Origin of the sequence: Loktanella salsilacus, from assembly GCF_900114485.1 — a bacterium.
GTDB classification, from domain to species: domain Bacteria; phylum Pseudomonadota; class Alphaproteobacteria; order Rhodobacterales; family Rhodobacteraceae; genus Loktanella; species Loktanella salsilacus.
In genome coordinates, this window is record NZ_FOTF01000006.1 from 182,924 (window position 1) to 205,773 (window position 22,850).

General features: G+C 61.3%; 27 protein-coding genes and 1 tRNA gene. 16 read left to right on the forward strand and 12 right to left on the reverse strand.

Annotation, left to right across the window (positions count from 1 at the left end; genetic code table 11):
• Positions 1-34: 34 nt before the first annotated feature.
• The 5 genes from BM131_RS20505 to BM131_RS07275 all read left to right on the forward strand — a co-directional run bounded on the left by BM131_RS20505 (position 35) and on the right by BM131_RS07275 (position 4,975).
• Complete coding sequence (locus BM131_RS20505) at positions 35-1,114, forward strand: SPOR domain-containing protein (RefSeq protein WP_245754163.1); 1,080 nt, start codon at positions 35-37, stop codon at positions 1,112-1,114.
• Positions 1,104-2,093 (forward strand): glycoside hydrolase family 3 N-terminal domain-containing protein, encoded by a 990-nt coding sequence (locus BM131_RS07260; protein WP_245754164.1) that lies wholly within the window; start codon positions 1,104-1,106, stop codon positions 2,091-2,093. Before BM131_RS20505 ends, BM131_RS07260 begins: the two co-directional genes overlap by 11 nt.
• Positions 2,094-2,105: 12 nt before the next feature.
• Entirely contained in the window at positions 2,106-2,900 is a 795-nt protein-coding gene (locus tag BM131_RS07265; protein ID WP_090187664.1) for a segregation and condensation protein A, read from the forward strand.
• Complete coding sequence (gene scpB, locus BM131_RS07270) at positions 2,893-3,513, forward strand: SMC-Scp complex subunit ScpB (protein WP_090187667.1); 621 nt, start codon at positions 2,893-2,895, stop codon at positions 3,511-3,513. Before BM131_RS07265 ends, scpB begins: the two co-directional genes overlap by 8 nt.
• Before the next feature lie 79 nt (positions 3,514-3,592).
• Entirely contained in the window at positions 3,593-4,975 is a 1,383-nt protein-coding gene (locus BM131_RS07275; protein ID WP_175499216.1) for a GGDEF domain-containing protein, read from the forward strand.
• Here BM131_RS07275 and BM131_RS07280 read toward each other — a convergent pair.
• The 8 genes from BM131_RS07280 to BM131_RS07315 form a co-directional block, all read right to left on the reverse strand.
• Positions 4,972-6,069, reverse strand: a complete 1,098-nt coding sequence (locus tag BM131_RS07280; RefSeq protein ID WP_090187672.1) for a 2'-deoxycytidine 5'-triphosphate deaminase — start codon at positions 6,067-6,069, stop codon at positions 4,972-4,974. The two genes, BM131_RS07275 and BM131_RS07280, sit on opposite strands and share 4 nt — an antisense overlap.
• Positions 6,070-6,134: 65 nt before the next feature.
• Positions 6,135-6,211, reverse strand: a tRNA-Pro gene (locus BM131_RS07285).
• Positions 6,212-6,279: 68 nt separating this feature from the next.
• Complete coding sequence (locus BM131_RS07290) at positions 6,280-6,936, reverse strand: MerR family transcriptional regulator (RefSeq protein WP_090187675.1); 657 nt, start codon at positions 6,934-6,936, stop codon at positions 6,280-6,282.
• Positions 6,937-6,947: 11 nt separating this feature from the next.
• Positions 6,948-7,250 carry an integration host factor subunit alpha gene (ihfA, locus tag BM131_RS07295; protein ID WP_090187678.1) on the reverse strand — a complete coding sequence of 101 codons (303 nt, stop codon included), beginning with the start codon at positions 7,248-7,250 and terminating at the stop codon, positions 6,948-6,950.
• Between the two features lie 93 nt (positions 7,251-7,343).
• The gene (locus tag BM131_RS07300) at positions 7,344-8,315 is read right to left on the reverse strand and encodes a beta-ketoacyl-ACP synthase III (RefSeq protein ID WP_090187681.1); all 972 of its coding nucleotides are present in this window, start codon (positions 8,313-8,315) and stop codon (positions 7,344-7,346) included.
• Positions 8,312-9,409, reverse strand: a complete 1,098-nt coding sequence (gene plsX / locus BM131_RS07305; protein ID WP_090187684.1) for a phosphate acyltransferase PlsX — start codon at positions 9,407-9,409, stop codon at positions 8,312-8,314. Before plsX ends, BM131_RS07300 begins: the two co-directional genes overlap by 4 nt.
• Before the next feature lie 40 nt (positions 9,410-9,449).
• Positions 9,450-9,653 carry a 50S ribosomal protein L32 gene (gene rpmF / locus BM131_RS07310; protein ID WP_090187686.1) on the reverse strand — a complete coding sequence of 68 codons (204 nt, stop codon included), beginning with the start codon at positions 9,651-9,653 and terminating at the stop codon, positions 9,450-9,452.
• A gap of 159 nt (positions 9,654-9,812) precedes the next feature.
• On the reverse strand, positions 9,813-10,388 hold the full coding sequence (locus tag BM131_RS07315) for a YceD family protein (RefSeq protein WP_090187688.1): 576 nt from the start codon (positions 10,386-10,388) through the stop codon (positions 9,813-9,815).
• Between the two features lie 80 nt (positions 10,389-10,468).
• On the opposite strand from BM131_RS07315, the gene bamE reads away from it, so the two are divergent.
• On the forward strand, positions 10,469-10,960 hold the full coding sequence (bamE, locus tag BM131_RS07320) for an outer membrane protein assembly factor BamE domain-containing protein (protein ID WP_245754165.1): 492 nt from the start codon (positions 10,469-10,471) through the stop codon (positions 10,958-10,960).
• A 73-nt stretch (positions 10,961-11,033) separates the two neighbouring features.
• Here the strand turns inward: bamE and msrB are convergent, their stop codons facing one another.
• Positions 11,034-11,426 carry a peptide-methionine (R)-S-oxide reductase MsrB gene (gene msrB, locus BM131_RS07325; RefSeq protein ID WP_392338421.1) on the reverse strand — a complete coding sequence of 131 codons (393 nt, stop codon included), beginning with the start codon at positions 11,424-11,426 and terminating at the stop codon, positions 11,034-11,036.
• 66 nt (positions 11,427-11,492) lie between these two features.
• Here msrB and BM131_RS07330 point away from each other — a divergent pair, with 66 nt between their 5' ends.
• From BM131_RS07330 to BM131_RS07340, 3 genes are all read left to right on the forward strand, one after another.
• Entirely contained in the window at positions 11,493-12,218 is a 726-nt protein-coding gene (locus BM131_RS07330; RefSeq protein ID WP_090187692.1) for a GNAT family N-acetyltransferase, read from the forward strand.
• 177 nt (positions 12,219-12,395) lie between these two features.
• Positions 12,396-13,535: a heme A synthase gene (gene ctaA / locus BM131_RS07335; RefSeq protein ID WP_090187695.1), complete on the forward strand. Its 1,140-nt coding sequence runs from the start codon at positions 12,396-12,398 to the stop codon at positions 13,533-13,535.
• A 2-nt stretch (positions 13,536-13,537) separates the two neighbouring features.
• Positions 13,538-15,007 (forward strand): carboxypeptidase M32, encoded by a 1,470-nt coding sequence (locus BM131_RS07340; protein ID WP_090187697.1) that lies wholly within the window; start codon positions 13,538-13,540, stop codon positions 15,005-15,007.
• Positions 15,008-15,180: 173 nt separating this feature from the next.
• On the opposite strand, the gene BM131_RS07345 is transcribed toward BM131_RS07340, so the two are convergent.
• The gene (locus BM131_RS07345; RefSeq protein ID WP_090187700.1) at positions 15,181-15,966 is read right to left on the reverse strand and encodes an enoyl-CoA hydratase; all 786 of its coding nucleotides are present in this window, start codon (positions 15,964-15,966) and stop codon (positions 15,181-15,183) included.
• Between the two features lie 51 nt (positions 15,967-16,017).
• Here BM131_RS07345 and BM131_RS07350 point away from each other — a divergent pair, with 51 nt between their 5' ends.
• Positions 16,018-16,437, forward strand: a complete 420-nt coding sequence (locus BM131_RS07350; protein ID WP_090187702.1) for a PaaI family thioesterase — start codon at positions 16,018-16,020, stop codon at positions 16,435-16,437.
• 57 nt (positions 16,438-16,494) lie between these two features.
• Here BM131_RS07350 and BM131_RS07355 read toward each other — a convergent pair whose 3' ends face one another.
• Positions 16,495-16,722, reverse strand: a complete 228-nt coding sequence (locus tag BM131_RS07355; protein WP_090187705.1) for a DUF1127 domain-containing protein — start codon at positions 16,720-16,722, stop codon at positions 16,495-16,497.
• Between the two features lie 85 nt (positions 16,723-16,807).
• Between BM131_RS07355 and BM131_RS07360 the strand changes: the two genes are divergently transcribed.
• From BM131_RS07360 to BM131_RS07385, 6 genes are all read left to right on the forward strand, one after another.
• The gene (locus tag BM131_RS07360; RefSeq protein ID WP_090187707.1) at positions 16,808-18,247 is read left to right on the forward strand and encodes an aminotransferase-like domain-containing protein; all 1,440 of its coding nucleotides are present in this window, start codon (positions 16,808-16,810) and stop codon (positions 18,245-18,247) included.
• 160 nt (positions 18,248-18,407) lie between these two features.
• Positions 18,408-18,869, forward strand: a complete 462-nt coding sequence (gene rplM, locus BM131_RS07365; protein ID WP_090187709.1) for a 50S ribosomal protein L13 — start codon at positions 18,408-18,410, stop codon at positions 18,867-18,869.
• Entirely contained in the window at positions 18,869-19,372 is a 504-nt protein-coding gene (gene rpsI, locus BM131_RS07370; protein WP_090187712.1) for a 30S ribosomal protein S9, read from the forward strand. Before rplM ends, rpsI begins: the two co-directional genes overlap by 1 nt.
• A 190-nt stretch (positions 19,373-19,562) precedes the next feature.
• Positions 19,563-20,438: an ABC transporter permease gene (locus tag BM131_RS07375; RefSeq protein WP_090187789.1), complete on the forward strand. Its 876-nt coding sequence runs from the start codon at positions 19,563-19,565 to the stop codon at positions 20,436-20,438.
• Entirely contained in the window at positions 20,435-21,235 is an 801-nt protein-coding gene (locus tag BM131_RS07380; RefSeq protein ID WP_090187714.1) for an ABC transporter permease, read from the forward strand. Before BM131_RS07375 ends, BM131_RS07380 begins: the two co-directional genes overlap by 4 nt.
• Positions 21,232-22,311 (forward strand): ABC transporter ATP-binding protein, encoded by a 1,080-nt coding sequence (locus tag BM131_RS07385; RefSeq protein WP_090187717.1) that lies wholly within the window; start codon positions 21,232-21,234, stop codon positions 22,309-22,311. The genes BM131_RS07380 and BM131_RS07385 overlap by 4 nt, the downstream gene beginning before the upstream one ends.
• Here BM131_RS07385 and BM131_RS07390 read toward each other — a convergent pair.
• A complete protein-coding gene (locus BM131_RS07390) occupies positions 22,308-22,820 on the reverse strand; it encodes an acyloxyacyl hydrolase (protein WP_090187718.1) in 513 nt (170 codons plus the stop codon). The genes BM131_RS07385 and BM131_RS07390 overlap by 4 nt on opposite strands.
• Between the last annotated feature and the right edge of the window lie 30 nt (positions 22,821-22,850).

The window sequence follows — 22,850 nt, forward strand, 5'->3', positions numbered from 1 at the left end:
CGGGTCGCAAGAACCCGCCAGAAACGAGGCAGTAATGGCAGTATATGACGAGGCGCAAGCCCGCGGCAGTCTGACGGACTTGGCCGGTCGCTACACCCAATATGCTGGCGCGGCTGTCAGCCTGACGCTGATGATCGGCGTGGCCGTCTGGGGCACCAAGACGATCCTGCGCGATGTCAGTGGCGTACCCGTCGTGCGCGCCATGCAGGGCGATATGCGCATCGCCCCCGAAAACCCCGGCGGCGATGTCGCCGATCACCGCGGTCTGGCCGTGAATACTGTCGCCGGATCAGGCGAAGCCGCAGCCCCAGAGGACAGCGTGACGCTGGCCCCGCGGATGGTCGAACTTGCAGCCGAAGATTTGGACACCGCGCCGCTAACGGGTGCTACGCCGGACGCCGCCCCGGATACGGACGCGGTTGCCGCCGCGACCATCGCTGTGCCGACAGGCCCGATGAACGCGGATGACATCCTTGCGATGGCGGACCAAATCTCGGCCGGGATCGCGCCCATGGCACCCTTGGCCAATATGGACGACGCAAACGACAGCCCCGTCATGACGCTGGACGGCGAAGCTGTCCCGGGCGAAGAAGACGGCACCACCGAGATCATGAACATCGACGCCCAAGACCCCATCGCGATGGCCTTGGCAGAGGCGATGTCGTCTGATGTCGCAGCCCCAGAGGCAACCCCTGTGGCCGCAGGCGCGGTACGCTCTGTGCTGCGCCCGACCGTGCGCCCGATGCGCGCGGCCCCTGCCGTGGCCACTGCCGCTGATCTGGCTGCTGCGCCTGTCACCGTGGCCGCAGTTGCATCGCCAGAAACGCTGCCATCCGTCGCGGTGCTGACCGACGATCTGCCCGTGGGCACCAAACTGGTGCAGCTTGGCGCTTTCCCGACGGCAGAGGATGCGTCGAAGGAATGGATCAGCCTGCAGGGCAAGTTCGGCGAAATGCTCGTCGGTAAGACCCAGATCATTCAAGAGGCATCATCGGGCGGCGCGACCTTCTATCGTTTGCGCGCCAGCGGCTTTGACGACCTGCCGTCTGCACGCCAGTTCTGCGAAACCTTGGACGCAAGCCGCGCGGCTTGCACACCTGTCGTTGTCCGCTAACGGAGCGATCTTTGGCCTGTCCGGCCTAAAGCTGACAGAGGCAGAGGCCGCGTTTTTCAAGGACGCGAACCCTTGGGGCTTTATCCTATTTGCTCGCAACGTGGACAACCCTGATCAGTTGCGGGCCCTGACGGTCGATCTGCGCGATTGCCTTGGCCGCGCCGCCCCGATCCTGATCGACCAAGAGGGCGGCCGCGTGCAGCGCATGCGCAGCCCGCATTGGCGCGAATACCTGCCAGCGCTCGACCAGATGGCACGCGCGAGCGATCCCATGCGCGCCCATTGGCTGCGCAATCGCCTGATTGCCGCCGAACTGCACGATGTTGGTATCGACGTGAACTGCGCCCCCTTGGCCGATCTGGTCGAGGCGCAGACGCATCCCGTGCTGCGCAACCGCTTGTATGGCGAGACGTCGGATATTGTGGTCGAGGCTGCGCGTGTGTGCGCCAATGCCTTTGTCGCGGGCGGTGTGCTGCCTGTGCTGAAACACATCCCCGGCTATGGCCGCGCCAGCGTGGATAGCCACAAAAGCCTGCCGCGTGTGGATGCGCCCCGCGCTGACCTGATGGCGCGCGACTTTGCGCCGTTCAAGGCGCTGTCTGACATCCGCATGGGCATGACCGCGCATATCGTTTTCGACGATATCGACCCTGATGCGCCCGCGACGACCTCTGCCACCATGATGCAGGTGATCCGGGACGATATCGGCTTTGGCGGGTTAATCATGACCGACGATATCGGGATGGAGGCGCTGTCGGGCACCCCGGCGGAACGCGCCGCCGCGTCGATCGCGGCGGGCTGTGATATCGTGCTGCACTGCAATGGCGATCTGGCCGAAATGCCTGCCGTCGCCGCCGCTGCTGGCCCCATGTCCGCCCCTGCGCAGGCGCGCGCGCTGCATGCGCTGAACCAGCGGGCCGCGCCGCAGCCGATTGACATTGCCGCCGCCGTTCGCGAACTTGAGACCCTTCTGACGTAAGGGACGCAGGCCATGGCACAGGAACCCTTTGACCTTGGCGAGGCCAGCGTCGCCGAACGCGTTGCCGCAGAGGCGCTGATTGTCGATGTCGGCGCATTCGAAGGCCCGCTTGATCTGCTGCTGACGCTGTCGCGCACGCAAAAGGTTGACCTGCGGCAGGTGTCGATCCTTGCGTTGGCGCGGCAATATCTGGCATTTGTTGAGCAGGCCAGGTCGCTGCGGCTGGAACTGGCGGCGGATTATCTGGTGATGGCCGCTTGGCTCGCCTTTCTGAAATCCCGCCTGCTGCTGCCCCCCGATCCCACCGACGACGGCCCCTCTGGCGAAGAGCTGGCCGCGCATCTGGCGTTCCAGCTGGAACGGCTAGAGGCGATGCGCACCGTCGCCGCCCGTCTGATGGGGCGTGACCAGCTGCGGCGCGATTTCTTTCCGCGCGGCATCACCGAGGACGTCGCCCGCGTGCGCCGCGTCACCTATACCGCCAGCCTGCTGGACCTGATGCAGGGCTACGCCCGCATCCGCACCCGCGACGATTTCCGGCCCTTCGTGATGGACCGCGAAAACCTGATGACCATGGAAGAGGCGCTTGATCGCCTGCGCGAGATGATCGGCTTTGCGGGTGACTGGACCGATATCGCCAGCTATCTGCCGATGGATTGGCAAGAGGACCCCGTCCGCCGCCGCACCGCCACCGCCGCCACCTTTGCCGCCAGCCTAGAGCTGGCGAAAGAGGGGCGCATCGACATCCGGCAAGGCGATACCTTTGCCCCGATCCACATTCGTAAAAGGACGCCGCGCGATGGCTGACCCCCGTGACAGCCTGTTCGAGGCCCCGCCGATGGCCGATCAGGAACGCATGATCGAAGCGATCCTGTTTGCCACCGCCGACCCGATGACCTTGGCGCAACTGGCGGGACGCATGCCACATGGCTGCGATCCGGCGACCGCGCTGGCCTATGTGCGCAAACGCTACGAAGGGCGCGGCGTGACCTTGATGCGGATCGGTGAAGCATGGGCCTTTCGCACGGCGCCTGACCTTGGCTATCTGATGCAGCACGAGGTCGTCGAGACGCGCAAACTGTCCCGCGCCGCCATCGAAACGCTGGCGATTATCGCCTACCACCAGCCCGCCACCCGGGCCGAGATCGAGGAAATTCGCGGCGTATCCGTCAGTCGCGGCACGCTGGATCAGTTGATCGAACTGGACTGGATCCGTCTGGGCCGGCGGCGCATGTCGCCGGGGCGGCCAGTGACGTTCATCGTAACCTCGCATTTTCTGGACCATTTCGGGCTGGAAACTGCTCGCGATCTGCCGGGTCTTAAGGAATTGCGCGCTGCGGGTCTGCTGGAAAACCGGCCGCCGCCGGGCACAGAAGAGCCGGACGCTGATGATAGTCAGGACGATTTGTTCGAAGAGTAATTCAAAGTTTATCTGTTAAATATCCATACATCTTATGGTTGCTAGTCTCCCTCCATGCCAAATTGGCGAGGGTGATGCGGTGTTGAATTATACTGAAACGATGGATTTCTCTGACGACCGGCTCAAGATTGTGGCCCGGCTGTCGCAAAATAGCTTTTGCCTTTCCGTGTTCATGTGTGCCTGTGCCCTGATCGGGCTGGCGTTCAATCTGGCTGGGTCTGCGGGGCTCCTGCAGGGGCCCTCTAGCGACGCAGCAACCCATCCGGTCACCGCGATATGCCTATGCTGTCTGGCTGTCGCCCTTCACCTTGGCGGGCGGTGCGCGCGGCCGACGGGATCTGTCCGGTTCCTTTGTGCCTTCGCCTGCGGGACCGTGTTGCTGCATCATACACTGACTTGGCTAGAGGTATATCCAGCGACCCCATCACAGCTTTTTCACGGCCGTGTTTCTGTTGAAGCGACCATGGCGATTGTATTTCTATCGCTTTGCACCGGCTTGCGGGGGCGCATGAAAACGCAGGGTATCGTGTGTTTGGTGGCGTTCCTTTTGATCGTCATGAACTGTATCATCGGCGCGACCTTTGGCGTGACATTTGTCGGCGGTGATCTTGCCGCGCTGACGTTAGCGTCAATGTGCTTTGCAGCGTTGCTGGCGTTGTCCAACAACGCCAACGACCCGTTTGTGCGGGTACTGCTGCTGTCGTCAGAGGTAGGGGTGCGTGCGCGGGTGATGGCGATGGTGGGCACATTGGTGCCATGGGCCACGGGCATGTTTTTGTACCGCCTGTGGGGCATGCCAAAGCTTGAATTTCCGATTGTAGCGCTGATGATCACCGTCATCATTGGCACGACGATCATTTTGGCTATTTTTTCGGGGTATCAGCATCAGGTCGGCGACGAACTGCGGCAGGCCGCTGAACGCAGACTTGTCGAACAGGCCGTCACGGATGGGCTGACGGGGCTGCGCAACCGCGCCGGGATTACGCAGGTTCTGCGCCGCCGCATGCTTGATCTGAAACAATCGGGCCGGCCCGTCGGCATCGTGATGTTCGATCTGGATCATTTCAAACGGATCAATGACACCCATGGTCACGATGAAGGCGACCGCGTGTTGGTGGGCGTCGCCCGCTGCCTAGAACCGCTGCTGCGCCAAGGCGATGTGCTGGGCCGGTGGGGCGGTGAAGAGTTTATGCTGATCGCTGATCTGCGCCAACCAGAAGAGCTGACACAGCTTGTCGAACGTCTGCGCGTCGCGATCCATGATTTGTCGCGCCAATTGGGTAACAAGAGCAAGACGACTCCGATCCGTGTCAGCGCGTCATTCGGTGTCGCTGACATGCAGGCGACGGACGCGAGCTATAATGATGCGGTGAAACGGGCGGATATGGCGCTGTATCAGGCCAAGGCGGCGGGGCGAAATTGCGTCGCCATCGCGCCCCTTTTTGCAAGCCGCGTCGCTTAAGCCGGCTTTGCCGCAGCGAAATGCTTTGACAGCTTTAGCCCCTGACCTTGGTAATTCGATTTGATCCCGGCCCCATAAAGCGCCTGCGGATGCGACGACATATGCTCGTACACCAAGCGGCCAACGGTCTGGCCGTGTTCCAGCACAAAGGGCGCTTCGTGGCAGCGGACCTCTAGCACGCCGCGCGATCCGGTCCCGCCAGCGGCAGCCCAGCCAAATCCGGGGTCAAAGAAACCAGCATAATGCACGCGGAATTCCCCAACCATCGCCAGATACGGGGCCATTTCAGCCGCTTGCATCGGCGGGATCGCAATCGATTCGCGGCTGACAAGGATATAGAACGCGCCGGGGTCTAGGATGATCCAGCCGGTATCGGTGTGGACCTCTTCCCAGTAATCGGCGGGGGCGTAGTGGTTCAGCTTTGACAGATCGACCACCCCGGTATGCGGCTTGGCGCGGTAGCCGATCAGCGTGCCCTGCGCCGGGCGCAGATCGACGGAAAAGCCAAGGCCGTCCGAAATCTCGGGCGGGGTGTTCACGATGGGGGTTTGCTCGTGCAGGGCCAGCAGCTCTGCGTCGCTCATCAAGGTTTGGCCTTGGCGAAAGATGATCTGGTTCAGCATCTGCCCCGGCTGCGCCACAACAGAAAAGCTGCGCGGGCAGATTTCGACAAACAGCGGACCCGTATAGCCGTCAGGGACGCGGTCAAAGGCTTCGCCGCGGTCGGTGATGATCCGCGTCAGCAGATCCAGCCGGCCAATCGACGATTTCGCACTGGCGGCGGCGGTCATGCCTGCGGGCAGGTCCAGCCGTTCCAGCAGCGGCACGACATAGACGCACCCTTTTTCCAGCACAGCACCGCCGGTCAGCGGGACGGCATGCATGGTGAAATCCTGCAGGCGTTCGGTGACCGTGCGGTTGCGCCCGGTCAAAAAGGATGCGCGCACGCGGTAGGCAACATCGCCAAGGCGTAGATCAAGGGATGCGGGTTGGATTTGGCCATCGTCAAAGGGGATATCGGCGGCAATCGCGCCGCTTTTGATCAGATCAGCAATCTGATGATCGGCCAATACGCCTTTTGCAAATGTGGTCATGCACGATCCCCCCAAGCATCAGATAGCAAAACGCCCGCGGCACAGGTGCCAGCGGGCGGTTTGTTTGGTCGGGCTAGCAGGACTCGAACCTGCGACCTTCCGTCCCCCAGACGGACGCGCTACCAGGCTGCGCTATAGCCCGACTGAGGGCTGTTTACCCGATACGGGGCAGAGGGCAAGAGGGGATTTGCGCCTAAGCCTCGGTTATTTTCAACCCGTCGTCATGCGGCTGTGCAGTTGCGCCAATCGCGCCACCACGGGTTCAAGTTTGGCAGCCCTATGCGCCAAGGCGGTGCGATCAAGGCACGCCAAATCATGCAACACGCGCGATGCGCAGGCGGCGCGCGGGGCAGGCATGGCGGGCAGATCAAGTGTTGGTGTGACCTGTACGGGGGCCGCAGGTAAGACGTGCGGGGGAATCGCGCTTTGCAGCGACACGATATTATCGGGCGGGGTGACGTCAGAACGGCCAAGCAGTTCCATGGCAGGGCTGTCTGCAATGGGCGGGGTTTGGACCGGCATCGGCTCTGGCATGATATTCGCCACGATGTCGATGATATCGCCATCGTCAGTGACGTCAGCATCGCGCGCTGGCTCTGCTTCGGCCATGTCCATCACGGCTTTTAACCCGCTATCACGCAGCACCTTTTGCGCACCTTTGATGGTCAGACCTTGATCGTGCAGCAGCACTTTGATGCCGCCTAGCAAGGCGACATCGTCAGGGCGATAATACCGCCGCCCGCCAGCGCGTTTGACGGGTTTCACTTGGGTGAATTTGCTTTCCCAGAACCGCAGCACATGGGCCGGGGTGTCCAGACTTTCTGCGACTTCGGAGATCGTGCGAAAGGCGTCAGGAGCCTTGGCCAATGGGTCGTCCCTTATGGTTTGTTGCCCGCTGCAACCTTGTCTTTCATCAGGTGGCTGGGCCGAAAAGTCAGCACCCGGCGCGGATGAATTGGTACTTCTTCGCCCGTCTTAGGGTTCCGGCCAACGCGGGCCGCCTTGTCGCGGATCGAAAATGTGCCGAAGGAAGAGATTTTAACCGATTCGCCAGCAACCAGCGCATCGGACACTTCTTGCAGAACACTCTCGACCAGCTCGGCGCTTTCATTGCGCGACAGGCCTACTTGCGTGTGGACTGCGTCAGCCAAGTCCATGCGCGTCAACGTTTTATCGGTCATGTTGTCCCCCAAGATTTCAAGAACCTTACGGTCGCGGCAAATTAAATGTCAATAACAAGCCGTTGCGTGCCGCTCTGCTTTTGGTTGAATCCCCTACCAGCGCAGGACAACAGCGCCCCAGGCAAGCCCGCCGCCGATGGCTTCGGTGACCAGCAAATCGCCGCGTTTGATCTGCCCGCGCGCGACGCCAACCGACAGCGCAAGCGGGATCGACGCGGCCGAGGTGTTGCCGTGATCTTGGACCGTCACGACGACGCGGTCCATTTCGACGCCCAGCTTTTTCGCAGTAGATTGGATGATGCGGATGTTGGCCTGATGCGGCACGACCCAATCGACGTCATCCGCGTTCAGGCCCGCTTTATGCAGGGCTGCGTCGGCCGTCAGGGCCAGCTTTTCAACGGCGTGGCGAAAGACTTCTTTGCCTTCCATGCGCAGCTTGCCGGTGTTTTGGGTGGCCACACCGCCATCGACGTACAGCAGGTCGCGGTAGCGGCCGTCGCTGTTCAGGTCGGTGGACAGGATGCCGCGATCCGTCGCCGCGCCAGTGCCGTCTTCGGCCCCCAGCACCAGCGCGCCTGCGCCGTCACCGAACAAAACGCAGGTGCTGCGGTCGGTCCAGTCCATGATGCGGCTGAATGTTTCGGCCCCGATGACCAGTACGCGGTTCGCCTGACCGGACACGATCAGCGCGTTGGCCTGTGCCAGCGCATAAACGAATCCTGCGCAAACGGCTTGCACATCAAAGGCATAGCCGCGGGTGTTGCCGATGGCGGCCTGCACCATCGTCGCGGCGGATGGAAAGGTCATGTCGGCGGTTGATGTCGCGAGGATGATCGCGTCGATCTGGTCGCCTTCTAGTCCGGCGTCGGCCAGCGCGGCGTTTGCAGCGCGGGTCGCAAGGTCGGACGTGGTCTGCCCTTCGGCGGCAAAGTGGCGCCGTTCAATGCCGGACCGGCTGCGGATCCATTCGTCAGATGTCTCTAACGTTTCCGCGAACCATGCGTTTGGCACGACCCGGTCAGGCAGATAGTGCCCGACGCCTTGAACGACTGCGCGGCGCATTATGGCTGCTCCTGTGTGGGGGGGGCAGCACGGTCAGATTCGTGCGGCAAGGATGCGGCCAGCCGGGATGCAAGGCGGTCAGAAAAGTGCTGATCCGCCAGCCGGTGCGCCAAGGAAATGGCAGCTGCAACGCCCGTGGCATCGGCTGATCCGTGGCTTTTGATCACGGTTTTGGTCAGGCCCAAAAACACGCCGCCATTCACGCGGCGCGGATCGATTCGCTTTTTCAACGACCGCAGCGCGCCGCGGGCCAGTAGGGCACCCAGCATCGACAGCGGCGTGCGCTTGAGCGATTCGCGCATGAAATCAGAAATCAGGTTCGCAATGCCTTCGCCTGTTTTTAAGGCGACATTGCCGGTAAAGCCGTCGGTGACGATCACATCGCAAGCATCACCGGGCAGATCGCCGCCTTCGACAAAGCCGACATATTCGAAATCGCCCTTGGTGGCAGAGGCACCAATCAGCTCGTGCGCGACTTTCAGTTCGGCGCGACCTTTATGTTCTTCGGTGCCGACATTCAGCAGGCCGACGCGCGGACGTTTCAGATCAAAGGCGTTGCGGGCGTAAGACGTGCCCATCAGCGCATAGATCAACAGATCGTCCTGATCGGCGCGGATATCAGCGCCTGCATCCAGCATGACGTTAAATCCCTGCTTGTTCCGCGAGGGCCATAAGCAGGCAATCGCGGGGCGGTTCACGCCGTCGATCTTGCGCAGGCGCAGCATCGACATGGCCATCAGCCCGCCGGTATTGCCGCAGGACACTACAACGCCAGCCTCTCCGGTGCGCACAGCCTCGATCGCGGACCACATAGAGGTGGCCTTGCCGTGGCGGACAACGTGGCTGGGTTTGTCGTGCATCGTCACAACATCGCTGGCGTCGCGCAGGATGACGATATCTGTCAGCCCGTGTTTGGCCAGCAGCGGGGTCAATTCCTTAGCGCGGCCATGCAGCATGACCTGTGTGCCCGGATTCTTTTTCAGAAACAGGGAAAGGCCCGCAACTACTGTTGCAGGCCCATTATCGCCGCCCATGGCGTCGATCGACAAAACGCGAGAGCCATCCACACCTTGCAGGGCCGTCCCTGAATCAAGCATGGTGATGCCCCTCTGTTCGTTTTGATCGCCGGTTTTTGGCTTACGCCGCGTCTTCGTCGATTTCGACGGCGTCAGCGGTGATCACTTCGCGAGTCGCGTAGTGGCCGCAGGACGGGCAGATGTGGTGAGGGCGCTTTTCTTCACCGCAGTTCGTGCAGTTGTTTGGATTCGCGCTGGAAAGCGAATCGTGTGCACGACGCATGTTGCGGCGGGATTTGGAAACTTTATTCTGCTGGACGGCCATGTCGCAACCTATCTGTTAAGTGAGGGGCGCGAATGGCCCGTGTTTTGGTTATCTCGCGGCGGTCCTATGTCATCAGGGCCGCCCTGTCGAGGGGGGTATACAAGAGGTCGCGAACATACTGCGAAAGCATGTTTGTGCAACCCTTTTGTAACAGTGGTTTTACGCGTTGTTTTCACCGCTGTCATCTTCGTCTTTTGCAAGCTGATCGCGCAGCGCGCCCAGACCGGCAAAGGGCTTTGCATCATCGTCTGTCATCGGGGCCACGCCCTTGGCCGCGACCAGCACTTGTCCCAGTTCTGCACCTTCGGCGCGGGGAAAAGCGGGCAGGGCAAGGCTCAGCGCCTCGATCATCACCGCGCCCAGATCTAGGGTCTGGGGTAGCGGCTCGACTGCGTCGTCGTCGGGCATCTCTGCCTCTGCGCCGTCGGGATAGGCGAAATCGCGGGCATAAACGCGGCGGATCACTTCATCCATACGGGTGGTCACAGATGCGAGAGTGGCAACGCAGGGCTGCACAACGGTCGCGCCCAGCTTGGCGGTCAGCTGCCAGTCGCCGCGGCCCAGCGGGGTGATTTCCCCGGCAAAGACCAGCTTTTTAACGGCGGGGATACCAAGGTGGTTTGCAATCGCTGTGCGCTGCTCTGGTGTGGGGGCCAGATCAAAGGTGCTGGCGTGGCGGTTGGTCAGATCGGCCAGCCGCAGGATTTTCGTCGGCAATTCAGGCGCGTCTGTCATCGGGCGGTTCCATTCTTGAACAAGGGGCGTCGCATGTTGTAGGTGAGTTAAAAGGCGTATCGCGCCAAGGCAAGGGCGCTATGCCCATCGGTTACGAGGAAGAGCGCGCCATGACGAACGGATCTAAAGTAGGGTTTCGCAGTCTCATCATCGGATGCGGGCTCGCCTTTGCTGTCGCTTGTACGCCGATTGTGCGCAACTATGGTTATATCCCAACGGACGCGGAATTGTCTGCAGTCGCCGTCGGTGTGGACACCCGCGACACCATCACCGAAACCTTTGGCACGCCCACGACAACGGGCACGGTCGGCGAAAGCGCATTTTATTATGTGCAAAGCCGGTTTGAAACGCTTGGCCCCGGCGCCCCGGTCGAGGTTGACCGCCAAGTGCTGGCGATCAGTTTTAACAGTGCGGGCACCGTGTCGAATATCGAACGCTTTACCCTGCAGGACGGCAATGTCGTCGCCCTGTCGCGCCGCGTGACGGAAGACAGCGTTGCGAGCAACACATTCCTGCGCCAGTTGCTGGGCAGTGTGGGCCGGTTTAACGCCGAAGACCTGATCAGCGAATAACGCAGCATTGAGCGCGCACATTTGAAAAAGGGGCGGCCACAATGGCCGCCCCTTTTTTCGTTTTGGGCGGAGTTTAGTTGTCCGGCTGAAACGTCATCGCGACGCCGTTCATGCAATAGCGCAGGCCCGTTGGGGCTGGGCCGTCTGGGAAAACGTGGCCCAGATGGCCTTCGCAGCGGGCGCAGTGCACTTCGGTGCGGCGCATAAAGAGCGCGCGGTCTTCTTTTTCGCCCACCGCATCAGTGTCGATTGGCGCATAAAACGACGGCCAGCCGGTGCCAGATTCGAACTTGGTGTCCTGATCGAACAGCGGATTGCCGCAGGCCTTGCAGGCAAAGACGCCTGCGTCCTTGGGGAAATCGTCATGGCTGCCAGCCCTTTCGGTGCCATGCTTGCGCAGGACCTTGAACGCCTCTGGCGATAATTCCGCTTTCCATTCCGCGTCGGTTTTGGTGATCTTGTCCATCTGTGTCATCTTTCCTGCAAACTTATAGGGTGACATGTAGGGCGTAGGCGACGGCTCGCCAAGGAGATGGGTTGCGTGACGGCATCGTTTCACAAAGGACGCCTTGGCGTGCGGCTTGCGCGCACGCCAGATGATCTGGCGGCCTGTCAGGCGTTGCGCCACGCGTGCTTTTTCGGCGCGCCGGGGGCGGATGCCGACGCCTATGACCCGCTGTGCCAGCATGTGATGATTGGCGGGGACGCCGGATTGGTCGGCACCTGCCGCGTCATGGTGCTGCGGGACGGGGCCGCTTTGGGGGCCAGTTATACCGCCAGCGCCTATGATCTGTCGCCCTTGGCAAACTACGCCCGCCCGGTGATGGAAGTCGGCCGCTTTTGCGCCGCCCCCGGTGCCAGCGCGGATGTCTTGCGGCTGGCATGGGGTGCGCTGACGGGCATTGTTGATGCCGAAGAGGCCGGGCTTTTGATCGGCTGTTCCAGCTTTCCCGGCGCAAATCCGGCGCAGCATGCCGCGGCGCTTGCGCTGCTGGGGCAGTATCATCGCGGCCCCGTGTCGCAGTTGCCCGGCGTGCGGGCGCCGCAGGTGGTGCCGCTGACAGGGCCCGTACCGGACCGCCGCGCCGCACTGGCGGGCCTGCCGCCGCTTTTGCGCAGTTATCTGGGGCTGGGCGGCTGGGTTGGCGATCATGCGGTTATCGATAAGGTCATGAATACCGTGCATGTGTTCACTGCGCTGAGCGTGGATGCGGTCCCGGCCCCGCGGGCGCGGGCGCTGCGGGCACTGGCGGGGTAGCGCTGCCTCCGGCGGGAGTATTTGTTGCAAGATGATACCGGAGGCGCGAGGCATTTCGATCTGCTGCCTCCGACGGGCGTTTATTTAGCCAGATGAAGGGGCAGGCCGCGTCCCTGTGTCGCTTGCCCCTGCCTTTGGGCGGGCTTAGGTTGCGCCGCGATAACAGGAGTTTCTTGCATGGCCACCAAACCCCGCAGTATTTTTGAAGAGGTCGGCACCTCGCAAAAGCAAAGCGCCACCCCCGGCGGTATCGATCAGCGCGGGCATGGCGCGCGCGGTGCGATCCGGGGCTGGTTGATGGTGCTGTTTGCGCTGCTAGCCGTCATGATCGCCGTCGGCGGGCTGACGCGGTTGACGGATTCGGGTCTGTCGATCACTGAATGGGCCCCCGTGACGGGGGCTGTGCCGCCGCTGGATGATGCGACGTGGCAGTCAGAGTTTGCGAAATATCAAGCCAGCCCGGAATATCAGTTGCAGAACACCGGCATGAGCATGGCGGAATTCAAGACGATTTATTGGTGGGAATGGGGCCACCGGCAGCTGGGCCGGGTAATCGGTCTGGTCTGGGCTGTTGGATTCTTTGGCTTTCTTGCTGCACGCAAGATTCCCGCTGGGTGGACAGGACGGCTGTTTTTCATTGGCGCGCTTGGCGGTCTGCAAGGCGCGATTGGCTGGTGGATGGTGTCATCGGGGCTCGAAGGCGCGCGCACGGATGTGGCGTCATACCGGCTTGCGACACATCTGGGGCTGGCCTTTGTCATCTTTGGTTTCATCACGTGGTATATTCTAAAGATCGGCCGCCGATCGCCTGATTTGCTGGTGGCGCGGCGCGCTGGGGATGCGCGGCTGTGGACTCTTGGCACTGCACTGATGGTGCTGGCGTTTGTGCAAATCGTGCTGGGCGCACTGGTGGCGGGCATTGATGCGGGCCGCGCCTATCCCGACTGGCCGCTGATGGCGGGCGGGTTTTTGCCCCCTGATATGTGGCAGCTGACGCCCGCTTGGCGGAACCTGTTCGAAAATGAGGGGACGGTGCAGTTCATCCACCGCATGATGGGTTACATCCTGTTTGCCTATGGTCTGTTCGTGTGGTGGCGTAGCCGCCGCAGCGCGAACCGGCGCACTCGCAGCGCCTATGCCATGATGATGGCGATGATGGTGGCGCAGATGGTGCTGGGCATTGCGACCGTGATGACCATGGCGACACCGCATGTGGCCATCGTTCACCAAGTCGGCGCTGTCGTGCTGTGGGTTCTGATCCTGCGCGCGCGGTTCTTGTCCCGCTACCCCTTGCCGCAATCCGTCAGAGAGGCGTGAGTATGAGCGATTATAATGAGTTGATGGGTTTCGTGCGCGAGACGGAGGCGCTGTCGCAGGTCGCGGGCCGTCTGGGTTGGGACCAAGAGACCGTGATGCCCGGCGGCGCGGTTGAACAACGGGCCGAAGAGCACGGGGCCATGGCCTCTGTCCTGCATGCGCGGCGGATTGATCCGCGCATTGGCGGCTGGCTGGAAACGGCCGTGGCCGAAGACGATGTCGCCGCAGCGCAAATCCGGCACATCCGCCGCAGCTTTGAGCGGGCGGCCAAGGTGCCGGCGCAGCTTGCCTCTGCCATTGCGCGGGAAACCAGCCGGGCGCACCGGATTTGGGCGCAGGCCCGCGCGGACGAGGATGTCGCGGCCTTTCTGCCTGCGCTGGACAAGGTGCTGCAGCTAAAGCGCGAAGAGGCGCAGGCGATTGCGGGCCGCGCTGATCCCTATGACGCGATGCTGGATGATTACGAGCCCGGTGCCACGGCAGCGCAGCTGTCGGCGATGTTCGGCGCGATGCGCCCGCGCCTTGTGGCGCTGCGCGGGGCGATCCGGGATAAGGACCCGGCACCGATGCTGCGCGGCACTTTCCCCGAAGGTGAGCAGATGGCGCTGACCCGCGATCTGGCGCTGGCCTTTGGCTATGATTTGAACAACGGCCGCATTGATAAGGCGCTGCATCCGTTCTCCTCTGGCTCGGGTCTGGACGTGCGGATCACGACGCGGACCAATGTGGATGATCCGTTTAACTGCTTTTATTCCACGATCCACGAGGTCGGGCATGCCTGTTACGAGCAGAACATCGACCGCGATTACCTGCTGACGCCGCTAGGTGCAGGGGTGTCCATGGGCGTGCATGAAAGCCAGAGCCGGATTTACGAGAATCAGATCGGCCGCAGCCGTGCCTTTACCGGCTGGCTGTTTGGGCAGATGAAGGACCGCTTTGGCGATTTTGGGATCGCTTCGGCGGATGATTTCTTTGCCTGCGTGAACCGGGTGGCGGATGGGTTTATCCGGACCGAGGCCGACGAGGTGCAATATAACCTGCATGTGCTGCTGCGCTTTGATCTAGAGCAGGCGCTGGTATCCGGCGATCTGCTGGTGCGCGACCTCGAGGCCGCTTGGAACGACCGCTTTGCCAGCGATTTCGGCTTTGCTGTCGATAAGCCGTCGCACGGTGTGTTGCAGGACGTGCATTGGTCCGAGGGGCTGTTCGGCTATTTCCCGACCTATTCGCTGGGCAATGTCTATGCGGGCTGTCTACATACCGCATTGCGGGCAGATGTGCCCGATCTGGACGATGATCTGGCGCGGGGCGATACGTCGCGCGCGACGGGGTGGCTGAGCGACAAGGTGCAGCGCCATGGCGGATTGTACGCGCCGCGCGATGTGATTGCGCGGGCGTCGGGCGGGGCACCGTCCGAGGGGCCGCTGCTTGATTATCTAGAGGCGAAGTTCGGGGCGATTTACGGGCTTTGAGCTTTTCGGGGGCGTTGCTGGGGGCGCTGCCCCCCGGCTTTGCAGTCCCCCGAGGTATTTCTGACCAGAAGAAGGTGGGGGTACGATATACGCTGGCGTTGCCGGGGGCGCTGCCCCCAGCGCTGCGCGCTTCCCCCGGGATATTTGGGACGCGAAGAAGGGGCTGGGCCGCCTTAGGTGGGCCAGTCGGGCAGGCGTTTTGTCAAGAAGGCGTCGATGCCTTCGGCTGTTGCGTCCAGGCCCATGTTTTCCACCATGACATCGCCGGTGAAGGCATAGGCCTGCGCGGTGGTCATGTGGGATTGGGCGTAGAAGGCCGCTTTGCCGATGCGCACGGCGGCGGGCAGTTTTTGCGCGATGCTTTGCGCAAGGGCGCGGGTGTCTTCGCCGAGCTCCTCTGCCGGGGCGGTGCGGTTGATCAGGCCTTGGTGCTGCGCCTCTGATGCGAGCAGGAAGCGGCCTGTCGTCAGCATCTCGAACGCCAATTTAGTGGGAATGTTGCGGGTCAGGGCCACCATGGGGGTGGAGCAGAACAATCCGATGTTCACGCCGTTGACGCCAAAGCGGGCGCCGTCTTCGGCCACGGCCAGATCGCAAGTGGCGACGAGTTGGCAGCCCGCGGCGGCGGCAAGGCCGTGAACCTGCGCGATCACGGGCTGGGGCAGGGACTGGATGCGCGTCATCAGGGCGGTGCAGCGGTCGAACAAGGCTTTGAGGCCAGCTGCCCCTTTATCCGGCTGGGCCCGCAGGCTGCGCAGTTCATTCAGATCGTGGCCCGCGCAAAAGGCCCGGCCTGCGCCGCGCAGGATCACCACGCGAATTGTATCGTCGGCGGCGATTGTATCAAAGGCGTCGTGCAGCGCCTGCAGCATGGCCATTGATAGCGCGTTCAGCCGGTCCGGTGCATTCATCGTTAAAGTTGCGATATGTGCGTCGTCGTCTCTGGTCAGGATTGTCATGGGCACCCCTTTGCGGTTGTCTGGGGCGAGGTTAGGGCAGGGAGGCCGCTTTTGGAACTCAAGATGGATATCGCCGCGCTTGAGGCGTTTTTAGGGGAGGCGTTTCCGCAAGTGTCCGCGGATTTCGGCATCGAGCGGCTGGACGCAGGCGGGCTGTGCGTGCGGCTGAAGGTGGCAGAGCGCCATTTGCGGCCCGGCGGCACGATATCGGGGCCCAGCATGTTCGCGCTGGCGGATGTCGCGGTTTATTTGGCGATTCTGTCGCGGCTTGGGCCGGTGGCGCTGGCGGTGACGACGAATTGTAGCATCGATTTCATGCGTAAACCGGCCAGCGGCGTTGATCTGCTCTGCGAATGCCGCTTGCTCAAGCTGGGACGGCTGCTGGCGGTGGGTGATGTATTGATACATTCCGAAGGTCTGGATCAGCCGGTGGCGCGCGCCAGCCTGACCTATGCGATCCCGCCAAGCTGATGAATAGACGAAAAAAGGCCAGCCCGTAGGCTGGCCAAGTCGCTCGGGGTCGTCTGATTAGCGCTGAAAGAAGGCCTTGTCGGCCTCGCGGCGCGCTTGTCCTGGGGTCATGCCGATATCACGCAGGGTATGCGCCTCGACCTTTGAGAGCGCTTTGCGTGTCTTTCGGCGCATGTCCCAGACGGTCACGGCGACGGCAGCAATCACGCAAAACTGGGCCAGCTTTGGCAGGGATGCCTGGCTATTCAGAAGCGAGAGTTGTGCGGCGTGCAGTGCGACGGCCATGGGATCATTCCTTAAATTGTATTGACACAAAATAGCGATTTGCTATGGTGTGGGGATACAAAGCGAAGTCAGGGGCGTCCAGAAAATGATTGTATCCGATACAAAATGGACACCTGAGCTTTCGCTCGGCGGCGCGCGGTCAAAATACGAGGCTTTGGCCCATGCGATCCGTGAAGGTGTGTTGACGGGGCAGCTTCAACCCGGCGCGCAACTGCCGCCGGTGCGTGATTTGGCGTTTCGTGTTGGGGTGACACCGGGCACCGTGGCGCGGGCGTACCGCGTCTTGGTCGATGACCGGGTTTTGGTGGCGGGCGTGGGGCGCGGCACCTTTGTGGCGGACCGGCCGGCCCATATCCCGCCGGGCCTGACCGAGGATATCGCGCAGAATATGGCGCCGTCGCTGCTGGCGGATTTCCATGTAGAACAGATCTCTCCGGGGTATCTGGTCAGCCCGCGGATGCCGGATATGGGGCAGGCGGCGCTGATGGCACGGGTGCTGGCCGAGGTGGCAGCGCAGCCGTCGCAGCTGCTGATGCGCTATCCCAGCCGGACCACGGATGCGGGGGCGCGGGCGGCCTTTCACGCCGTGCTCGACCTTGATGCCGTGGGCCCTGCAAGCGTAGAGGATATTGTGCTGTCCCATGGCGGGCAGAACGCGGTGGTCATGATTATGCAGACTGTGCTGCACGGCCCGGCCCCTGCGATTATCGTCGACGAGTTAAGCTATAATGGTTTTCGCAGCGCGGCAGAGCTGTGCCGGGCCGAAGTGTTTTCCGTGCCATGGGATGACGAGGGGCCGGTGGTCGAGGTCTTTGCCCAGCTGGTACGCCAGCACCGGGTACAATTGTATTGCACGGCGGCAGAGGTGTGTAATCCGACCACGCGGGCGACGTCGCCTGCGCGGCGTGCGCAGATTGCCGCGATTGCGCAGCGCCACGGGGTGCATGTGATTGATGACGATTGCTATAGCCGCACGCAGCGCGTTGGGCCAAGCTATCGGGCGTTACTGCCGGATCTGGGGTGGTATGTGACCTCGCCCTCGAAATCGCTGACGCCGTCGCTGCGCATTGGCTTTGCCGTGGCCCCGCAGACCTGCGCGCGGGCGCTGGTCCGTACGGCGACGGGGCACAGCTTTGGCGTGTCGCAGCTGGTCTGTCATACCTATGCGCATGTGATGGCCGCGCCGGAATTGCCGGGGATTATCGCGGCCGTGACCAAGCGTATCTCGCAGGATGTGGCAAGCGCGGTGCAGGTGCTTGACGGGTATGATCTGGCTTGGGCCGAGGGTGCGCCCTTTGTCTGGCTGACGCTGCCGTCGCCTTGGCGGGCTGGCGCATTTGTCGACGCGGCCAAGACGTATGGCATCGTGCTGAAATCGGCAGAGGCCTTTGTGCAGCGCGATAGCCGCATGGTGCATGCGGTGCGGATTGCGGTGAATGGAGAGGTCGGTCACGCCGAATTTCACAACGCGATGATTCAGTTGCGCGGGCTTTTAGATGCTCCGCCGGCCAGAATCGCTGTGTAAACGGGTTGTTGGGCTGGGGTATTATTATACCTTAATTGTAAGGCGCTGTTTTTGCTTGGTAAAATACGGTTTAGCGCGCTTGACCGTGCGTTCCTTGCAGTTATAACCCGCTCATCCGAATGACGGGTCAGTGATGGCCCCCAAATTACTCTGGTGAGATATGAAAACCTTTACCGCTACCCCAGCGGATATCGACAAGAAATGGATCATCGTCGACGCTGAAGGCGTCGTCCTTGGTCGTCTTGCATCGATCATCGCTATGCGTTTGCGCGGCAAGCACAAGCCAACCTTCACGCCGCACATGGACATGGGCGACAATGTTATCGTGATCAATGCTGAAAAAGTGCAGATCACTGGCAACAAGCGCGAAGAAAAGAACTACTGGCACACCGGCCACCCCGGCGGCATCAAGTTCCGCACAACAGGCGAGATCCTGGATGGCAAGCACCCCGAGCGGGTCGTCACGCAGGCCGTCAAGCGGATGCTGCCCGGTGGTCCACTGAGCCGCCAGCAAATGACTCACCTGCGCGTTTTCGCGGGCACTGAGCATGGCATGGAAGCCCAGAAGCCCGAAGTTCTGGACGTCGCGTCCATGAACAAGAAGAACACGAGGACCGCATAATGGCCGATCAGATCAACTCTCTTGAAGAGCTGGGCAATGCCGTGACTGCCGATATCGGTGGTGTGCAGGGCTCTGAAACTCCGATGGCTGCCCCGCGCGAGCCTGTCCGTGACGCACAAGGCCGCGCCTATGCGACTGGTAAGCGTAAGGACGCTGTTGCACGCGTTTGGATCAAGCCGGGTTCCGGCAAGGTCACCGTGAACGGCAAGCCGATCGACGATTACTTCAGCCGTCCTGTTCTGCAGATGATCCTGAAGCAGCCGTTCCAGATCGCTGGCGTTGTTGGCCAGTTCGACGTGATGGCAACTGTTGCTGGCGGCGGTCTGTCCGGCCAAGCTGGTGCGGTCAAGCACGGCGTGTCCAAGGCACTGCAGTTGTACGATCCAACCCTGCGCGCAGCCCTGAAAGCTGCTGGCTTCCTGACCCGCGACAGCCGCGTCGTCGAGCGTAAGAAGTACGGCAAGGCGAAAGCCCGTAAGAGCTTCCAGTTCTCCAAGCGTTAAGCTTTGGATTTATGGTTTGGGAAAGGGCGGTCCGAATGGGCCGCCCTTTTTCGTTGCGTGATGGATGAAAGGGCGCAGGGGGCGCTGCCCCCCGGCCTTTGGCCGTCCCCCGAGGTATTTTTGACCAGAAGAAGGGCGGGCGTGCGATCCGGGATTGATCTTTCGCGCGGTTGGCGAAACGATTGGTGTCATGGCAAAATTCGCGACTCTTACCCAAGACCAGACCCGGAGTATCAAGCTGCTTGGCTTGCCCTTGGTCTATGCACTGCTGCTGCTGGCCGTTCCGCTGGGGGCGATCGTGTTGTTCAGCTTTTGGACGCAGGATTTCATGACCGTCGACACGACGTTCACGACCGCCAATTACCGCGAGATTTATGACAGCCCGATTTATGGCCTGCTGCTGCAGCGGTCCTTGATGGTGTCAGGTATCGTTACGGCGGTGACGGTGCTGCTGGCCTATCCAGTCGCCTATTTCATCAGCTTTCATGTGCATCCGAGCAAGAAAAGCATCTGGCTGTTCCTGATCACCATTCCGTTCTGGACCAGCTATTTGATACGGGTGTTTTTGTGGAAGGTCATTCTGGGGTATAACGGGGTGATCAACTCCGGCCTGCTACAGCTTGGGATTATTGACGAGCCGCTGACCTTTATCCTGTATAACGTGAACGCCGTCATCATCACGCTGGCGCATGCCTTTGCGCCCTTTGCGATCCTGCCGATTTTCGTCGTGCTGGAAAAGATCGACCGGTCGCTGCTGGAAGCCTCGCAAGACCTTGGCGAATCGAAGTTTTCCACGTTCCTGCGCGTTACACTGCCGCTGTCGATGCCGGGCGTTGTCGGCGCGGTTCTGATCGTGTTCATCCCGACGATTGGCGATTACGTCACGCCAGAGCTGATGGGCGGTGCGGGCGGCAAGCTGATTGCCAATATGATTCAGACGCAGTTTTTGCAGCTTAATAACGCGCCGCTTGGTGCCGCGCTGGCGATTGTCGCGATGCTCTGTGTGACGGCGATTTCGCTGATCTTTGTGTTCCTGAACCGGAAATACTTGCGGGGGCGAACATGAAGTTGCGTGTCTATGCCATTGCTTACCTTATCTTTTTGTATGCTCCGATTATCCTGCTGCCGATCTTTGCATTCAATGATGCCACGATTATCGCTTTTCCACTGTCGGGCTTTACGACCGAATGGTTTGCCGAACTGACGCAGAACCGGGCTTTGCATGCGGCGGTGCAGAATTCGCTGATCATTGCAGTGTGCACGGCGGTCTTTGCCACGATCCTTGGGCTTTGCGCCGCGCGCGCCGGCGCGATGTCGGACTTTCCCGGCAAAAAGGGCATCACCGGTTTCATCATGCTGCCGCTGGTGCTGCCAGAGATTATCGTCGCGGTCGCCTTGCTGGTGATCCTGCGGCAGGTGCTGGGGCTAAGTCTTGGCAATTGGACGATTATCATGGCGCATGTGTTGATCTGTACGCCGTTTTCCATCGCGATCCTGAATGGTGCATTTGGCGCGCTGGACCCGTCGATGGAAGAAGCCGCGCTTGATCTGGGAGAGAGCCGTTGGAGCGCGTTTCGTCTGGTGACGCTGCCGCTGGTGATGCCGGGGATCATCTCGTCCATGCTGATTTCCTTCACCATCAGCCTTGATGAATTCATCATCGCGTTCTTTTTAACCGGCTCCAATCCGACGATGCCGGTCTATATCTGGGGCTTGCTACGTTTTCCAAAGTCGCTGCCCGTCATCATGGCGCTGGGGACAATCCTTGTGGCGCTGTCGGTCATCTTGTTGACCATTGCCGAAATATTCCGCCGCCGGGGCGTGCGCCGCGCCGGTGGCACCGATACCGGGGGCTTTCTGTGACCGACCTGATCAAACTGCGCGGCGTAGATAAATACTACGGCGATTATCATGCGTTGCGCGATATCAACTTGACGATTCGTGCGGGGGAATTTTTCTCTCTGCTGGGGCCATCGGGCTGCGGCAAGACGACGTTGCTGCGCGTGATTGCCGGGTTCGAGGGGGTGTCGGGCGGCACGGTCATGATCTCTGATAAGGACATGGCTGACGTGCCGCCGAACCAGCGGCCGACCAATATGGTGTTCCAGTCCTATGCGATTTTCCCGCATCTGAGCGTCGGCGAAAACGTGGCTTTTGGCCTGCGTAAATCGGGGCTGAACAAGGCGGATAAGGCATCGGCCGTTGAAGAGGCGCTGAGCATGGTTGGCCTTGCGGGCTATGGCAAGCGCGCTGCCCATGCGCTGTCGGGCGGGCAACGGCAGCGGGTTGCATTGGCGCGGGCGTTGATCCTGAAGCCGAAAGTGCTGCTGCTGGACGAGCCGCTGAGCGCGCTGGACAAGAAGATGCGCGAGCATATGCAGGTCGAGCTGATCCGCCTGCAACGTGCTGTGGGCATTACGTTTATTCTGGTCACGCACGATCAAGAAGAAGCGCTTGTCATGTCCGACCGCATCGCCGTGATGTTCGCCGGAGAGATCGGGCAGCTGGACGATCCAGAGACATTGTATCGCAGGCCCAACTCTCGCCGTGTGGCGGAATTTATCGGCAAGATGAACTTTTTACCCGGCCGCGTGACAGCTACCGGTGACACGATCACGCTGGATATCGCGGGTTTTGGCGTCACAGATGTGCCTGCCGTGCAAGCACCAGAGGGCGCGACATTGGGCGAGGCCGCGATTGGCATCCGGCCTGAAACGCTGGCGATCTTGTTCGATGGCGAAAAGGCCAGCCGTCATGAAGCGGCGGCCGTGGTGGACGAGGTCGTCTATTATGGCGACATGACCTACTACGATGTTCGCGTGAACAACGTGCCAGAACCCCTTACGATCGCTATGAAAAACATGATTGGCCGCCCCGTGCTAGACGTCGGGGCGCAGACCCGCATCGCCTGGGACGAGCGGGCCATCGTCGTTTTTTAAAGCGGCATGGCGTAGCGGATCGACAGCACTTCTAACCCGGGATTGGTGACGTCTGTATCGGCGTTGGACCGGTGGTCATAGGCCACGGTCACCGTCGCGCCGCCCTCAAAGGCAAAGCCGACGCCGATGCTGGACCGGAATTGCAGGCTGCCGCCCAAATCCGGACCGTCGCTTTGGAAATAGATGCCGGGCATCAATGTCGATTCTAGGAAGAACGGGCCGGACCAGATGTCCGTGCTGGTCCATTTGCCCCCGGCACCGATCCAGCCTGCGCCGTCTTCGGTCACGGACGCGCCGATGGTGGTCTGGAATGGCCCGTGTTTTTGACCCGCGTCATAGCCAACGTAAAACTCTTTGCCGATGCGGTCTTCGTCAAATCGCACATCGCCCAGTTGGAATGACAAGCGCGCCGGTGCGTCGGTGGTGGCTAAGCATCCGGTCGGGCAGTCATTCAGTGCCATATCGGTCAGGCTGGTGATGATGAAAAACGCGGCGAGTGCACCGTCCATGCAATTGCTCCTGCTAGGTCACTATAAGGT

Coding starts and splice junctions, on each gene's coding strand:
- BM131_RS20505 (WP_245754163.1), top strand. CDS start 35: ATGGCAGTATATGACGAGGCGCAAGCCCGCGGCAGTCTGACGGACTTG.
- BM131_RS07265 (WP_090187664.1), top strand. CDS start 2,106: ATGGCACAGGAACCCTTTGACCTTGGCGAGGCCAGCGTCGCCGAACGC.
- scpB (WP_090187667.1), top strand. CDS start 2,893: ATGGCTGACCCCCGTGACAGCCTGTTCGAGGCCCCGCCGATGGCCGAT.
- BM131_RS07280 (WP_090187672.1), bottom strand. CDS start 6,069: ATGACCACATTTGCAAAAGGCGTATTGGCCGATCATCAGATTGCTGAT.
- ihfA (WP_090187678.1), bottom strand. CDS start 7,250: ATGACCGATAAAACGTTGACGCGCATGGACTTGGCTGACGCAGTCCAC.
- plsX (WP_090187684.1), bottom strand. CDS start 9,409: ATGCTTGATTCAGGGACGGCCCTGCAAGGTGTGGATGGCTCTCGCGTT.
- rpmF (WP_090187686.1), bottom strand. CDS start 9,653: ATGGCCGTCCAGCAGAATAAAGTTTCCAAATCCCGCCGCAACATGCGT.
- BM131_RS07315 (WP_090187688.1), bottom strand. CDS start 10,388: ATGACAGACGCGCCTGAATTGCCGACGAAAATCCTGCGGCTGGCCGAT.
- bamE (WP_245754165.1), top strand. CDS start 10,469: ATGCCCATCGGTTACGAGGAAGAGCGCGCCATGACGAACGGATCTAAA.
- msrB (WP_392338421.1), bottom strand. CDS start 11,426: ATGGACAAGATCACCAAAACCGACGCGGAATGGAAAGCGGAATTATCG.
- BM131_RS07330 (WP_090187692.1), top strand. CDS start 11,493: ATGGGTTGCGTGACGGCATCGTTTCACAAAGGACGCCTTGGCGTGCGG.
- ctaA (WP_090187695.1), top strand. CDS start 12,396: ATGGCCACCAAACCCCGCAGTATTTTTGAAGAGGTCGGCACCTCGCAA.
- BM131_RS07340 (WP_090187697.1), top strand. CDS start 13,538: ATGAGCGATTATAATGAGTTGATGGGTTTCGTGCGCGAGACGGAGGCG.
- BM131_RS07345 (WP_090187700.1), bottom strand. CDS start 15,966: ATGACAATCCTGACCAGAGACGACGACGCACATATCGCAACTTTAACG.
- BM131_RS07355 (WP_090187705.1), bottom strand. CDS start 16,722: ATGGCCGTCGCACTGCACGCCGCACAACTCTCGCTTCTGAATAGCCAG.
- BM131_RS07360 (WP_090187707.1), top strand. CDS start 16,808: ATGATTGTATCCGATACAAAATGGACACCTGAGCTTTCGCTCGGCGGC.
- rplM (WP_090187709.1), top strand. CDS start 18,408: ATGAAAACCTTTACCGCTACCCCAGCGGATATCGACAAGAAATGGATC.
- rpsI (WP_090187712.1), top strand. CDS start 18,869: ATGGCCGATCAGATCAACTCTCTTGAAGAGCTGGGCAATGCCGTGACT.
- BM131_RS07375 (WP_090187789.1), top strand. CDS start 19,563: ATGGCAAAATTCGCGACTCTTACCCAAGACCAGACCCGGAGTATCAAG.
- BM131_RS07380 (WP_090187714.1), top strand. CDS start 20,435: ATGAAGTTGCGTGTCTATGCCATTGCTTACCTTATCTTTTTGTATGCT.
- BM131_RS07390 (WP_090187718.1), bottom strand. CDS start 22,820: ATGGACGGTGCACTCGCCGCGTTTTTCATCATCACCAGCCTGACCGAT.